At 64.2% G+C, this 14,283-nt stretch carries 7 protein-coding genes and 10 pseudogenes; 8 read left to right on the top strand and 9 right to left on the bottom strand.

Annotated features, from left to right (window positions below; all coding sequences use genetic code 11):
* Window positions 1–89: 89 nt before the first annotated feature.
* The 3 genes and pseudogenes from sbnB to ACIBCK_RS38530 all read right to left on the bottom strand — a co-directional run.
* Window positions 90–1,076, bottom strand: a complete 987-nt coding sequence (gene sbnB, locus ACIBCK_RS38520) for a 2,3-diaminopropionate biosynthesis protein SbnB (protein ID WP_399397961.1) — start codon at window positions 1,074–1,076, stop codon at window positions 90–92.
* Window positions 1,073–2,080 (bottom strand): 2,3-diaminopropionate biosynthesis protein SbnA, encoded by a 1,008-nt coding sequence (gene sbnA, locus ACIBCK_RS38525; protein WP_399397963.1) that lies wholly within the window; start codon window positions 2,078–2,080, stop codon window positions 1,073–1,075. Before sbnA ends, sbnB begins: the two co-directional genes overlap by 4 nt.
* A 239-nt stretch (window positions 2,081–2,319) precedes the next feature.
* Window positions 2,320–2,760 (bottom strand): annotated as a pseudogene (locus tag ACIBCK_RS38530) (transposase); the annotation flags it as partial.
* A 281-nt stretch (window positions 2,761–3,041) separates the two neighbouring features.
* On the opposite strand from ACIBCK_RS38530, the pseudogene ACIBCK_RS38535 reads away from it, so the two are divergent.
* Both ACIBCK_RS38535 and ACIBCK_RS38540 read left to right on the top strand, forming a co-directional pair.
* Window positions 3,042–3,593, top strand: a pseudogene (locus tag ACIBCK_RS38535) (transposase); the annotation flags it as partial.
* Window positions 3,575–3,826: pseudogene (locus tag ACIBCK_RS38540) on the top strand (IS5/IS1182 family transposase); the annotation flags it as partial. The pseudogenes ACIBCK_RS38535 and ACIBCK_RS38540, both read left to right, overlap by 19 nt.
* A 44-nt stretch (window positions 3,827–3,870) precedes the next feature.
* Here ACIBCK_RS38540 and ACIBCK_RS38545 read toward each other — a convergent pair.
* A pseudogene (locus tag ACIBCK_RS38545) lies at window positions 3,871–4,091 on the bottom strand (transposase); the annotation flags it as partial.
* Window positions 4,088–5,170 carry an IS110 family transposase gene (locus ACIBCK_RS38550; RefSeq protein WP_399397965.1) on the bottom strand — a complete coding sequence of 361 codons (1,083 nt, stop codon included), beginning with the start codon at window positions 5,168–5,170 and terminating at the stop codon, window positions 4,088–4,090. The pseudogene ACIBCK_RS38545 and the gene ACIBCK_RS38550, both read right to left, overlap by 4 nt.
* A 503-nt stretch (window positions 5,171–5,673) precedes the next feature.
* On the opposite strand from ACIBCK_RS38550, the pseudogene ACIBCK_RS38555 reads away from it, so the two are divergent.
* From ACIBCK_RS38555 to ACIBCK_RS38575, 5 genes and pseudogenes are all read left to right on the top strand, one after another.
* A pseudogene (locus ACIBCK_RS38555) lies at window positions 5,674–6,030 on the top strand (IS110 family transposase); the annotation flags it as partial.
* 7 nt (window positions 6,031–6,037) lie between these two features.
* Window positions 6,038–6,806 (top strand): annotated as a pseudogene (locus ACIBCK_RS38560) (transposase).
* 17 nt (window positions 6,807–6,823) lie between these two features.
* Window positions 6,824–7,647: pseudogene (locus tag ACIBCK_RS38565) on the top strand (IS110 family transposase); the annotation flags it as partial.
* Window positions 7,648–7,771: 124 nt separating this feature from the next.
* Window positions 7,772–8,026: pseudogene (locus ACIBCK_RS38570) on the top strand (winged helix-turn-helix domain-containing protein); the annotation flags it as partial.
* 60 nt (window positions 8,027–8,086) lie between these two features.
* Complete coding sequence (locus ACIBCK_RS38575; protein ID WP_399397971.1) at window positions 8,087–8,563, top strand: AfsR/SARP family transcriptional regulator; 477 nt, start codon at window positions 8,087–8,089, stop codon at window positions 8,561–8,563.
* Window positions 8,564–9,049: 486 nt separating this feature from the next.
* Here ACIBCK_RS38575 and ACIBCK_RS38580 read toward each other — a convergent pair whose 3' ends face one another.
* Both ACIBCK_RS38580 and ACIBCK_RS38585 read right to left on the bottom strand, forming a co-directional pair.
* Window positions 9,050–9,625 carry an ArsR/SmtB family transcription factor gene (locus tag ACIBCK_RS38580; protein WP_399397967.1) on the bottom strand — a complete coding sequence of 192 codons (576 nt, stop codon included), beginning with the start codon at window positions 9,623–9,625 and terminating at the stop codon, window positions 9,050–9,052.
* Window positions 9,626–10,544: 919 nt separating this feature from the next.
* A protein-coding gene (locus tag ACIBCK_RS38585; RefSeq protein WP_399397973.1) for an IS5 family transposase occupies window positions 10,545–11,335 on the bottom strand; the annotation gives its coding sequence in 2 pieces (ribosomal slippage) (window positions 10,545–10,999 and window positions 10,999–11,335; 792 coding nt in all).
* A 243-nt stretch (window positions 11,336–11,578) separates the two neighbouring features.
* On the opposite strand from ACIBCK_RS38585, the pseudogene ACIBCK_RS38590 reads away from it, so the two are divergent.
* Window positions 11,579–11,727, top strand: a pseudogene (locus tag ACIBCK_RS38590) (IS5/IS1182 family transposase); the annotation flags it as partial.
* Between the two features lie 1,237 nt (window positions 11,728–12,964).
* Here ACIBCK_RS38590 and ACIBCK_RS38595 read toward each other — a convergent pair.
* Both ACIBCK_RS38595 and ACIBCK_RS38600 read right to left on the bottom strand, forming a co-directional pair.
* Window positions 12,965–13,471, bottom strand: a complete 507-nt coding sequence (locus tag ACIBCK_RS38595) for a helix-turn-helix domain-containing protein (protein WP_399397969.1) — start codon at window positions 13,469–13,471, stop codon at window positions 12,965–12,967.
* Window positions 13,472–13,840: 369 nt separating this feature from the next.
* Window positions 13,841–14,283: pseudogene (locus ACIBCK_RS38600) on the bottom strand (transposase family protein); the annotation flags it as partial.

Here is a 14,283-nt window from a genome sequence, read left to right on the forward strand (position 1 = left end):
CCTCGTATTCGGAGTCTCGATAGGTGAATGCGTGCACCCGCACCGCGAGAACCGCACTGGTCGCTGCTATGTGACTGCGCGCACCACTCTCAGCTCGGACAAAAATCCGGAACGGTTGTCCCTAGGTCCTGCTCCTCGGCCCGTCGGCGCACCAGGTCTGCAACAGCGAGATCCAGAATTCCGAGGCCAAACGGCGAAAAAATTGTCAGTTTGGAACCGGGCTCCGGCGGCTTGCCGCCCCGCAGCAAATCACCAATTGAGGCGGCGATGAACCCCCTTCCCCCAGTCCGTTCTTCTGCAAGATGCAACGAGGTGTTGGCTCGGCAGACGTGGTCGGCATCGTCGACTACGTTGACGTTTCTGACAATTGCGTCGACCGCCACGTCCCGCAACGACACGTGCAGAACAGTCGTTCCCGGCCGGCAGTCGGCAAGACCTGTGTACGGACGGGCCGCTGTCGTCGCGAACACCACGAGATCGGCGGCTGCAAGGGCCACGGGAAGCGTCCGCACCACAGTCAGATCCAGCCCCGACCACTCTGCCGCACACCGTTCCGCTAACAACCCAGCGCGCCGCTCGTCGAGATCATGCAGCACTACGGATTTGATTCCCGGCCGCACGATCTGCAGGTAGCGCACAATCTCGTAGGCGATCGGTCCACAGCCGATGAGCGATACAGACGAACAGTTTTCAGGGGTGAGTTCGCGCGCCGCGAGAGCGGCGCTGGCCGCGGTGCGCGAGGAGGAGATGATCGAACCCTCCAGGAGACATTCTGGTCGTCCGTCCTCCAAAGAGTTGAGGACAACGACCGCCGACGCACGGGGGCGGCCTATCTCAACATTACCCGGAAATGACGAAATCCATTTGACTCCGGCGACGTCACGGCGACCGTCCAGATACGCTGGCAGCGCGATGATCCGGTTCCGCTCATCATTCGGGAACCTGAGGAACACGGAGTGCGGAACCGTGGTCCGCCCTAGCGCGTGTGCGCGGTAACCGTCCGCTACGGCCTCGATAACGGCCGCCTCTTGCCCCTGCACCAACCGACTCACCTCGCGGTGACTGATTACCATCATGCTCTTGTCACCTCTCGCTCTACCTCTTCCCAAAGACGGGACACATCGCCCAGGTTGTCGAGAACCCATTCGTCGTTGTAGATCGTGTCGAGATAGCGATCGCCCCGATCCGGCAAGATCAGGACGCATCGCGCACCCTGCGATATCCGGGCGCTCATCCGCTCCACCGCCGACACGATTCCGCCGGAGGATCCGCCGAGCAGAAGCGCCTCCTGTCGAGCGAGCCGCCGGCAGCCGACGACGCAGTCGAGGTCCGAGACGAGAACAACCTCGTCACTTAGCTCAGCCGACCAGTGGGCGGGCGAGACCGAAGCACCGTGGCCTGGGATCAGGCGCGGACCGCTCGGACCACCAAAGATCACGCTACCGATAGCATCGACCGCGACCAGCCGAGTCGATAGCTCCTGGGACTTCAGGTATTCTGCGCAACCCCTCAGGGTCCCGCACGACCCAGTGGCGCAGAAGATGAAGTCAACCTCTCCATCAAGCAGCTCCACGATCTCCCGCGCAGTCTGATGGTGAGCCTCAGGGTTGCGCGGATTCGAATACTGGTTGATCCACTGAGCGTGTGGCACGGTCGCGGCCAGCTCCCGGGCCCTGGCCAGCCGGGCGGGCAGGTACTCGCCCGTTGCTAAGGCCGGGCGGGACACCACGTCGACCTCAGCGCCGTAGGCGCGCAGAATCGAGATATTCTGTCTGGTGGTACGTCCGTCCACGACACAGATAAAGCGGATCCCGAAATAGGCGCAGACCTGGGCCAACCCGATCCCGAGATTACCCGATGATGACTCAACGATGACCGTCTGACCCGGCTTGATAGTACCGTCACGAATACCACTGAACACCATATTCAGCGCCGGGCGGTCCTTCATACTTCCTCCCGGATTGAATGTCTCCAGCTTTGCCATGACGGTGAAACGATGATGCGCAAACATTTTCCGCAACGCAATCAGTGGCGTATCACCAATGGCGTCCAGAACCCCTCCCGCTCCGGTTCCGATCACGCGTCCACCTTTCGCGTAAGTGAGGATTGCATTATTCGCTCATGTTGATAAACCGAGCTTGGTCATTCCTGTTGCTAAGCACCCCAGCCCAAAACTTCGTCGCACTCATCCGACTAGGCGAGCCAGCTCATAGGAAACGCTCCGCAGGGCATCGCTCTGTTAGAGACTGACACTCATACGCACGGTCATCGCACAGGCATCGCACATACAGCGCATGCAGAGCTACGTATGACGCCATTTTATTTGGCGATTCGGCGGTGACATATGAGGGTTGCTGCGACGGTGGTTAAGGCGGAAAAACGTTCGGGCTTGCGTTCGTAGCAGCAGTGGAGACGTCGGTATCCGGACAGCAAGGACATGGTCCGTTCCACGACCCATCGGTGCCAACCCGGGCGGTGAAAGGACTCAATGCCCTTGCGGGCAATGCGGTGGCGGAAGTGCCGCAGGGAGGGCTAGCGACGCAGGTGGGGACAGTCATAGCCCTTGTCTCCGTGGAGTTTCGCGGGCCGTCGGCGACGGGGGCGGATGGGCGGGATGCCGCGCACCAGCGGGATGAGGGCCTGACCGTCGTGAGCGTTGACGGCCGAGACTCCGAGCGAGAGGGGCAGGCCGTTTCGGTCGACGATCAGGGGGATTCCCAATCCGCTCTCACCGCGGCCGGTCAGATTCGGCCCCGTCGGACGCTCCCATTGAGGCGCGGACGCTGGCCTAACTTGATCTTTAACGTCCGGCGTCGAATAGTCCGTCGAACTTGATCACCCGGTTCGGTAACTCCGTACACAGAGGCGGCCTTCGTCCGAACATGTACTCCGACCAAGGAACACACACGTCCAGCACGAAGGCCGTGAGGGTGAGACTGCTGCACCGCAACGCCCAACGAGGGCCCTTGAAGCAGCTGTCATGCTTCCCTACGTTGTTCTACGGGGCCGTGGTGAGCCCTTCGTATGGTTGCCCGCCCAGGGGCGTCGGGCAGGTGAGGTCACTGGCCGAACTGTCGCTGGTGGGTGAACATCGCCGCGGCCATGGAGGGCTCTACGCCGCCATGGCCCGTGGACGCATCGATGCTGGCCGGCTGCGGCGGGCACTGGCCGAAGTACCTCTGCCGCAGTCTTCCGACGACCGCCTAGTCCTGGCCATCGATGTCACCTGCTGGCTGGGCCCCGACGCCCACACCTCACCGGAACGGATCCTCTGCCACACCTGCGGTAGTGGCAAGGATATCCAAAACCCGGTCCCCGGCTGGCCCTACTCGATCATCTGCGCGCTCGAGCCGGGCCGCAGCTCATGGACCGCGCCGCTGCACGCACTGCGTCTGACGCCTGGTAATGACACCGCGACCGTCACCACCCGGCAAATGCGGGATCTACTGAAGGGACTCATCGCCGCAGGGCAGTGGCGGAGGGGCGACCCCGACATCCTCATCGTCGCGGGCGCCGGATACGACGCACCCCGCCTCGGCTTCCTCCTCAAAGACCAGCCGGTCCAGATGCTGGCTACTCGATCAACCCGCAGGTCGTGATCGACGCCAACAGCCACCTGGTGGTGGCCATCGAGGTCCCGCTGCCTGGCAGCCGCAATGACTGCCGGGCGTTCAGCGAGTCCGGTGTCGACCGGGCCTGCCGTGGCCACCCCAGTCATCGCCGACGGTGGTTACAAGGCACCGGGGTTCTCATGCCGCACCGCAAACAACGAGGTAAACAGCGCTTGAGCGGGCAGCAGGAGGCCGAGAACGAGGTGCACCGCAAGACCCCGGGCCTGTGTCGAGAACACCTTTTCCCAACCGATTGGCACACCCTTGCCCCGAACCAATCGGACCGGCGGAACGCGGTCACCCCCGACAAGCCGAAACCCGGCGGCAATTGGTTCCACGTACAACCCGAGGTCGCCACGAAGATGATCGCGGCCAGTACCTCCCGGTCGCCGCGCGGCGCCGACGGCCGCCCTGCGGGCGCTCCGGGGATGGCGGCACCACCCGCTCGAACAGCCCCCCGAGGCTGCTATATCGCGTCAAGCGGTTGAGGGGAGATCCTCGAGATTTCTGGGCGTCTCCCGGTTCGGGCGTTCGAGGAGCTTGAAGATTTGGCGGCAGATGGTCAGCTTGAGGCAGCGCTGCGCGTCTCGGGAGGTCTTCCCCTCGGCCGCGCGGCGGGCGACGTAGGTCTTGGTCGCCGGGTCCAGCCGCATCCTGATCAACGTGATGGTGTGCAGCGCTCGATTCATCTGCCGATCACCGCTGCGGTTGATCCGGTGCCGGTTGGTCAGACCGGAGGACGCCGGGATCGGTGCGACACCGGCGAAGGCGGCGAACGCGGCTTCGGAGCGGAAGCGCCCGGGATGCGACCAGCTGACCAGGATCTGAGCGGCCGTGATGGGCCCAACTCCCAGCAGAGCAAGCAGTTCGGGCGCCGACTGCTGCACGATGCTGAGGATCTCGTCCTCAAGTCCACTGGCCTCGGCCTGGAGAGCTTTGATCCGTTGAGCCGTAGAGCGCAGAGCTCGGACCGTCATGCGGCGTTCGATGCACTGCGCCGGGCGGTCCCGGAGCTGAGCACAACGGCTGATCAGGGCCGGACGCTTCAGTTTGCGCAGTTCAGCACGGAGGTCATCCGGCGCGGACACAATCAGATTCTTGAGCTGGTTGATCGCGGCGGTGGAAGCAAGGACTGCCCCCTGGCGGTTCACCAACAGCACGCGCAGGGCCTCGCGTTCGCCTCGGACACGGGGCTGGATGAGATGTTCGGCGGCCAGCGCGTCCTTCGCCCCGCGAATGGCGTCGATCATGTCGGTCTTGCGTCCGCCGCGGTCGGGTGTCCGTTTGGGGCGCAGGACTTCGACGACCTCTTCGCCGGCCTGGTCCAGGAAAGCGGCCAGGCCGGCGCCGAAACTGCCGACGCCTTCCAGTGCCCAGCAGCGGCGGCCGGGGATGTGTTGGCGTGCGAAGTCGAGCAGGCGGCGGTATCCACGGGCGTTGGCAGGCGAGTCCGTGCTGGCTTGGACAGCACCGATGGGGCTGACGGCTGCCGCGGCGAGGGTGTCTCGGTGGGTGTCGACGCCGATGACGCCGTCGACTCGTTCTGCAAGCATGGTCATGCGGTTGTTCTCCTTGCGGCTGGACGACCGTGGTCGGCGCCGGCCTGGGTGGAGTCACCGCGCGGCATAACTGTGATGAGTCACGTCGAAATGGCGGACAAGCTGCTGATCAAGCCAACGAGGTGGGCCAGGCCGACGCCGACGTCCGGCAGACATCTCGGGGGAACGGCAAGCTCTGACGAGCCGCCAATTACCATGCGGGTCATGCCGGAACGTCGACGCCGAGCCTGGCAGCAGCCCAACTCGGGCCGCAGTTGAACTATCACAATTACCTTCTTCGTAGCCCCGCAACGGGGTTACCGGCCCTCGGGGTTGGCATGACTACCTCCCGTTGTCGAACGGATGGCCTGGGGGGTGGTGTCACCGGCTTTGGAGGCACTGACAGACCGCTGATTAGGGGCATGACCACCGGCCTTTTCGCAGGTCGGGAGGCTCTTCGTAATGTGGATGTGGCGATCAGTGCCGTGGCAGGGCCGGAGAAACAGCACCGACGGATGCCCGACGTGATCGATACCAGCAGCATCGACATCTACCTCGGCCTGGACGTCGGCAAGGGCGAACACCACGCCACCGCACTCACCTCCACCAGCAAGAAGACCTTCGACAAACGCCTGCCCAACAGCGAGCCCAAACTCCGCGAGGCCCTCACCAAACTGCAGGCCAAGCACGGCACCGTCCTGGTCATCGTCGACCAGGTCGCCTCCATCGGAGCACTGCCACTGACCGTCGCCCGCAACCTCGGCTGCCACGTCACCTACCTGCCCGGCCTGACCATGCGGCGGATCGCTGATCCCTATCCCGGCGAGGCCAAGACCGACGCTAGAGGTTGTCCCGTAACCAGTGGGGCTGTTGAGGTGTTGTCTGGTCATGGGTGGGGTGATTTCAGCAGATGATCCGAAGTGGATCGAGCCGTTCGTCGGGCTGAGCCCGGTGCAGTTCGACCGTCTTGTCGCGCTGGTGCGTCGGCGGGGTGGCGACATCCAGCGAGGCCGACCGTGGCGATTGCCGCTGGAGGACCGGGTGTTGCTGGTGGCTACGTACTGGCGCACGAACCTGACGTTGTGGCAGGTGGCGCCGTTGTTTCGGGATCTCGAAGTCCGCCGCGGACCGGATCCTGGATCATCTGGCGCCGTTGCTGGCGATCTCCCCGGCCCGCCGGAAACGGGAAGACACCGTGTACATCGTGGACGGCACTCTGGTTCCCACCCGGGACCGCAGTATCGCCGCGTCGAGCAAGAACTACCGGTACTCGACCAACTTGCAGGTCGTCATCGACGCCAACAGTCGCCTGGTGGTGGCCATCGGAGCCCCGCTGCCCGGCAGCCGCAACGACTGCCGGGCCTTCGCCGAGTCCGGGGTTGATGTGGCCTGCCAAGGTGTTCCCGTGATCGCCGATGGCGGCTACCAGGGCACCGGACTGCTCATCCCGCACCGCAAACGACCAGGTCAAGACCGCTTGAGTCCACAGCAAGAGGCTGACAACGCAGTCCACCGCCGGGCCCGCGCGCGTGTCGAACATGCCCTGTCCCGGCTGAAGAACTGGAAGATCCTGCGGGACTGCCGCCTCAAGGGCAACGGGGTTCACCAGGCCGCACTCGGCATCGCACGCCTGCACAACATGGCCCTCACCGGATAACTCAAACCCCATACGGGACAACCTCTAGGGACGCGTTCATCATCGCCGACGCAGCCCGTGCCATGCCGCACACACTGCGCTCGGTCGACCTCGACGACAACACGATCGCCGAGCTCCACATGATTGTCGGGTTCGACGACGACCTCGCCGCCGAGGCGACGCGTCTGTCCAACCGGCTGCGGGGGCTGTTCACCCAGGTCCACCCGCACCTGGAACGAGTGCTGGGGCCGCGCATGCAGCACCCGGCCGTGCTGAAACTGCTCGACCAGTTCGGCTCCCCGGCCCAGATCCGCAAGGCCGGACGCCGACGCCTGGTCACCCTGATCCGCCCGAAAGCGCCGCGGATGGCCGAGCGACTGATCGAGGACATCTTTACCGCACTGGACGAACAGAGCGTCGTCGTCCCGGGCACCGACGCGGGCGCCCTCATCGTCCCCAGCCTGGCTAACTCACTTCAAGCGGTGCTTGACCAGCGCAAACTGCTGGCCCACCGGATCGAGGAACTGCTGGAGGCCCACCCTCTTTCCAAGGTCCTGATGTCCATGCCCGGCATCGGCATCAGGACCGGAGCCCGCATCCTCATCGACGTCGGCGACGGCACCGCGTTCCCGTCCGCAGCCCACCTCGCCGCCTACGCCGGCCTCGCCCCGGCAACCCGAACCTCCGGGACCTCCATCCGCGGCGAACAGCCCTCTCGGAGAGGAACAAGCAGCTCAAACGGGCCTTCTTCCTCTCCGCATTCGCCGCCCTGGCCGACCCGGCCTCCCGGACCTACTACGACAAGAAGATCGCCCAGGGAAAACACCACACCCAGGCCCTCCTCTGCCTCGCTGGGCGCCGATTTGTTTACCAAGAATGGCCCATACCATAGGCGCCTTCAGATATCACTAGGCAGGCGAAAGCTTGAACATGAGTGGTAGGGAACCTACGTTAAGGCGCAATGGTGACGTCCAACGGGAGAATAGATGATCTTTTACGTGCTCGGGCCTGTTGGCATTGAGTCAGCGCCTGAAACCCCTCCAGCAGTGCTCACACCCCAGGTGCGAGCACTCTTAATCGGACTACTTCGCAATCCCCGCCAACACGTATCGCTCTATCGGCTGGCCGAGCATATTTGGGTTGAACCACCGACCAGCGCGAGGTCAAATCTCCGAACGCATATTGCCACACTGCGCAAGGTTCTGAACTCATGCGCGCCGGAACTTGGCCACCGGCTCGAAACCCGTAGGGGTGGGGCCGGGGGCACTGCCGCGTACCGGCTGGCCATTGAACCTAACGAGGTGGACTCCACCGCTTTTTATTTGCTCGCCAGTCAGGGGCAGAACGAACTTCTCTCAATGCGACCGGACTCCGCGGCGCAGAAGCTCAAGTGCGCGCTGGCATTGTGGAGGGGACCCATAGGCGAGGACGTGCCGGACACCGAGCCGCTCCAGTCCTGGGCCAACCACCTGACGGAGTTGCGACACACCACCATCGAGAACCTGGCCGAGGCCCAGCTGCTCCTGAACGACTGCGCGTGGATCTTCGCGAATATCCGGCCTCATCTAGCTGAGTGTCCCCTCCGAGAACGACCGGTGGGGATACTCATGCGCGCGCTGCACTTAGCAGGCGACCGCCAAGGGGCATTCAACGTCTATCAGGACTATCGACGACTACTCGTCGAAGGGCTCGGTGTCGACCCGTCGATCGAGTTGCAGAAGCTATACGTGTCACTGCTCGACGCCAGAACCAATCCCCTGCAGCCCTTCGCGGCCTGATCCGCCCAGCCATCTCGGCGTTTGGGTTTCCATCCTCTCCGCCACCCCGTGCACATTTCCGCAAAGACAGTAGAGCCCAAGCTGAGCGCTCCACCCATAGGTAGAACGGATGGTCCAGTTCCTGCTCCGTCGGCCACTTCGGCGGATGCTGGCCGCTCGATCTCCGAGGGAGTGGTCGCCACGCAGACCTTGTCCCGAAGGGCTCGCATCGCTCTGGCCGAAGGTCAGCGCTGCAAGTAGTACTCGCCTCCCATTTCCATGATCCCATCTTCCGGTGGCGGAAGCCGAGGAAATCGAACCCCTGCCCACCTCGGGCGAGGCAGACCATGCCGGCCCCGGCCGGCGCGAAAGCCCCCAAGCTCTTCCAGCACTCACGCTGCCAGCTCACGGGCCTGTTCAGCTCGCTATCCGGCCGCTGAGCGGACGAGTGAAACGCCGGCACGTCCCGTGTGACCTGCTCTCAGCCCGACCAAGGGAGTCGGTGGATCACTGCGGCCTTTGAAAGGCGTGATAGATCAACGCGACTGGGTGCGCGCCGTGCTGTTGATCATTGCTACGGGCCTCCCAGCGGGACGCCAACTCTTCGAGCTCTTCCTTCAACTCGCCGAGCTGACCAGCGGTCAGGTGCAATATGGAGTCGCTGCCGACCGCGTTGCGCGCCCAGTCGCCCTCCAGCGAGTCCTCGCTATCTAGATACGCCTCCAACTGGTCCACATAACGCCGGAGAATGGCGTGCCGGAGCGCCCTCGCGGCCTCTGCTCGCTCCGGATGGGCCGAAGGATCGAAGGGGCCCAGCACAGTCTTGGGATGCGCGGCGCTCCACCACCTCTCGCGACGGTCCCGGGCGAGTTCGGGGACCTCCTTCACAAGTCCGTGTGCCGCCAGCTGGCGTATGTGATAGCTAACATTGCCCACCGCCTCATCGAGTGCGTCGCTGAGCGCGCCGACTGTCTGAGGTCCTCGAATACGCAACTGGGCCAGGAGCCGGAGCCTGGTGGCATGCGTCAAGGCGCGCATGGCCCCTGGATCGACCAGTTGAGCGTCGGAATACACGTTCTCCATGGGCGTACTTTACATCCACGAATAAAATCGTACAATAAACCTCGTGCACTACTGCCCCGCTGACCGCAGAGTCGGTCTAGGCCTCAGTCATTCAGTACCGCTGAAGTCGCGTCACTCCACTGCGCAGCTCGTGTTGCTCACCACTGCACCCTTCACCCCTGGTCCGTATGAACCGATCGGCGACGTCGCTCGGTTCAGTACCGCCGCCACTGACGGGCAGTCGACCGGACCGCGATTGGGCGGAGAAGGGCGAGGCAGGCAGTGGCCGCGCGGAGAAGATCCTAACGACCGCCGAGTCCGTTGCCAGGTGCTTGTACCGACTCGGGACGCTCGCCAAGTACCGCCTGGTCGAGGAGACCAAGGGCGGCTGGGGCCGGTAACGGGCCTGTCAGGAAACAACTCACTCCACCAGCTGGCGGGGCATCGAGAGCAAGGAAGCCGAGACTCTCAACACGGCTGTCGCAGAGCTGTGCTTCGAGCTGATCACATACGCAATCGAGACCGGCAGCAACCCTCCCTCAATCGGTGGGAGGCCGAGCACTTCGACTACGGCGCTGTCTACCTAGCGGTCGCCGGATCGGGCGAACTGAGCCGCCAGTCTCAGCACTGCTGGAGTCCTACAACGGGCACCTAACGGAGCGGAGCAGGAGCAGGTGACGGTACCGCGTGTCGCGTCCCGCAGGCACCTGAGAGAGGCCATGTCATGAACAATCATCCAGACATTCACTACCGTATCGACGCCATCCGCTCCTATGATCTGCGTGCGCAAGCTCGTGCCTGGAACCTGACCAGAACCGCCTCCGCCGACCCTGTGAACCGAAGCGGCACACCAGCTCGAGTGCGGCTCGGCTGGCTACTGATCGAGGTCGGCCTCCGACTCCTCAACCCACCAACGCAGCCACGCCTTGAGTAAAAGGCTCTAACAAAGCCGTCGGACGTGGCGGTGAGTGATGAGACAGACCGCGAGTCCGAGGAATGCTTCGTGCATGTCGTCGCGTCGTTCCCAGCGGATGCGCAGGCGGCGGAAGCCGTGCAGCCAGGCGATCGTCCGCTCAACGACGTAGCGGAAGATGCCCAGGCCAGTGCCATGTGGCTCGCCTCGTTTCGCGATCACGGGGCGGATGCCGCGCTGCCAGAGCAGGCGCCGGTACTTGTCGTGGTCGTAGCCGCGGTCGGCCAGCAGCGCGTCAGGGCGTCGACGCGGCCTGCCGACCAGCCCCGCCACTGCCGGGATCTTGTCGAGCAGGGGCAGGAGTTGCGTGACGTCGTTGCGGTTGCCTCCGGTCAGCGTGACCGCGAGCGGGATGCCCTGACCGTCGGTGATGACGTGGTGCTTGCTGCCTGGCCGTGCGCGGTCGACCGGGCTGGGACCGCTTTTGGGCCCCGTCGAGCGGCCCGGACGTGCGAGGAATCGATCACCGCCCGCGACCAGTCCAGCTGGTTCTTCGAGCGCAGCTTCTCCAGCAGGACGACGTGCAGTTGGTCCCAGACACCGGCCTCGTTCCAGGCCGCCAGGCGCCGCCAGCAGGTCATGCCCGAGCCAAAGCCCAACTCCTGCGGCAGGTACTCCCATTGGATACCGGTGTGCAGCACGAACAAGATCCCGCACAGTGCCTGCCGGTCCGGCACCCTGGGTCTGCCCTCCGCCAGTTTCGGTCCCGGTTCGGGCAGCAACGGTTCGATGAGCGACCACAGTTCATCCGACACGATCCACGGCCGCGACTGACGTTTCGCCACAACCAGACCAACGAGCGGACAGGCCAACAGTCACATGATCAAACGCTTTTGTTAGAACCAGTAAGGCCGATGGTTTCCAGGTACCCCTCAAGGAGTGCATACCGTCGACAGATCCACCTCGACGCGAGTACCATCCGCACCGTCGCTGACGGAACCACCCGCCCGGACTGAACCGAGTGACATTACGGTGATTCCCTCCGACTGTTCGTTCGTTCCGAGCGAACCTACGGGTGGCTGATACTCCACCGCCGTCTGGCCCCGAGACCTTGCCCGCCCGTTCTGAAGCCATGATCCACGTGGCCATGACCGGCCTCATCGCTCGCCGACTCACCGGTGGGACCACGGTCTTCTGGCGGATCCGGTAAACCGCGTCATCCGCATACTCGGGATGAAACAACGGAAAGAAGGCGTCCTCTCAGCCCCTGCGGGAGTGGGCCTCCAAGCGTTCCGCGAGAAGCAACCATTGTCCGGCGCAGGCCTTTGCCGCTTGGGCCACTGTGGCAGCCCGGTGCTCTGGCACACTGGCCGCCAGCTGATGCCACTGCTCGTCGTTGCCAGTGGCGTGCGTCCTCAGCATCTGGATCAAAGCGCGTCCGGCATCAGTCCGCATTGACGGATCCTTGACGATTCGCTCCACAGCGACCTGAAGGTCATCCGACGATGGATGTGATGCCTCACCGCCGCGAGGGGCAGGCGGGGTCTCTTGATGGGCAGCCTGTGCCCGTCGGGTCTCGAAGGCTCGTAGCCTGGATGGCAGCGGATCCTTGCCCGCACGTACCCGATCTCGCACGTCCTTGGCTGTGGCAACACTGATCCCGGCATGTTCTGCGATCTCTTGCAGGGTGCTCCCAGGGTGTCTAGCGACCAAAAGGCTGGCTCGTACGCGCCCTTCAGCCGCATTGAGAGGCCGAGAGCGCCCATCGCGACCCACGCGCGTTTTCAAGTGCTCGTTCTGCGCAGTTGAAAACGCACGCAGGGATGCGACGGTACTCGCCGCGAGGCCAGTGGCCGCGGCGATGCGCCGGTCAGACCACTGCGGGTGCGAGGCAATGATGCGGGACGCTGCACTAACCCGTTCATCGCCACTCAAGGGGAGGCCGTGCACCGCGTTGAGCTCCACAGCCAGCACGAAGGCCGCTGCCTCCGTACCATCGAAAAACTGGACTAGTATGCGGTCTTCACCCCGCAATCTAGCGGCCAGCAGCCTGTGCATTCCATCAATGACTCTCATCGTCGGCCGTCGGACGACAATAGGTGGCAACGCGACCAGTGACTCGGCGAGCATCCGCACGTGAGTTATATCCTCGCCGCTGAGCCTGGGAGAGTCGGAGGGGAGCAGCGATGGGACAGGAATCGCTACGGCCGGCGTGAGGGCCGGCTCAGCTCTCTCCAGAGGACCGTCCGACTCGGCAATAGTTGCCGGGGAAACATTGCTGGTAGGTAAAGGCATTCCGCTACCACTCCCCGGCCTCGGGGAGGCCAGGGAGAGCACACCGCCTGCCTGAGGTGGACCTCGAAGGGCTCGGTATGCACAGAAGGAAAGCCATGTGAAGATCTCCTCGTCGAGTGCGGTGTGACCACGCCGAGTTGTCCATGGCCGCGTCAACCTTCCTCGGCGTGGTTTTCGTGAAGGGGACGGGCGATTGGCTGGCCAGCATGCGGCATGCCCCGGCCTCGCTCTAGTCCGCCAGAATCACCCGGGTCGACGCGGCGGCGTGCAGCCGCATTCGCTGTCCGAACCGGCCGAGGAGCGAGGGGTGGCAGGGATGCTTGCATCCCTGCGGTGCACACCACGTGCTCGCCCAGGACCTCGGTGAGGAAGACAGCCTCGCCGGTGCGTCTCTGCATTTCCTGGACCACCTCGTGCGGGCCTGTCAAGGCCTGCTCGGCGTGATCCTCACCGACGAGCTGGGGAGCCGCCGGACTAAGAAAGCAACGCCGATGGGCGGGCAAGCGGCTGAGCCGACCACGCTCCTCGAACACGGCGGCGATCCGGTGCATGCTGCTGAACGGTACGCCGAGCCCGTCGCCAACATCTTTCAGCGAGACTCCGTTCTCCGCGGTGGATATCACGCGAAGCGTTCCAAGGGGCCGCTTGATGATCTGCACGTCCGCGTCACCCTTTCAGCTGGATCCGTTACATGTGCTCAATGCCTGACTTTTTTCAGATCGGCTCGCAGCACGCGAAAAGGCCTTCCCGAAGGGGAAGTGATCTCGTCGAACTTCTCCACATGACACAGCCCCTGTCAACCAGACCAACCACCCGACAGGGCATTGTGCCGTCCAATGCACCGTGTGCTGACACGTCGATGCTCCCGCACCCGTGCGACAACGAGCGCAGTACACAGTCGTGCAGGCCGAGACAGCCCCGGACGCTACCGAGCGGACGATGCACCGTCAAGTCATCCGCTGAAAAGGACAGTTCGGAATCGTTCGTCGCTACGGCCCCTATATGCACTTGGTCGCCGCCTCCGGATGCTACCGATGAGTGACCTTGGCGATTGACGTCATGCGGTTGGGACTGCATCGGGACCTGCGGAAGATCCGCCAGGACTTCAGGCGGGCGACGCCGCGTTCGACGGGTGCCCGTGTGGCGGCCAGGGCACGGTTGCGGGTCTTCTCAGTGGGGGTCAGGGGTCAGTGCCTGCAGGGGCCTGCGTTTGATGCCCGAGGTCAGCCACGGACCGGCGCCCTGGTAGGCGAGATCGGCCACGATGGGAACGCCCTGGCGCTCGCAGATGCGGATGATCCGGTGGGTGCGGGCGACGGTCAGGTCGTGAGTGCGGCCCGGCAGGGCGGGCGAGAGCCACAGCAGCCGGCCGGGATCGGTGACGACCTGCACGTTCACGCCGTGGCGCCGGTGCTTGTGGGAGTAGTCGGCCCGGCCGTCACCGACCCGGTCGCACTCGGCGAGGGTGCCG

Source organism: Streptomyces sp. NPDC051218 (genome assembly GCF_044455475.1).
In the GTDB taxonomy this organism is placed as follows: Bacteria; Actinomycetota; Actinomycetes; order Streptomycetales; family Streptomycetaceae; genus Streptomyces.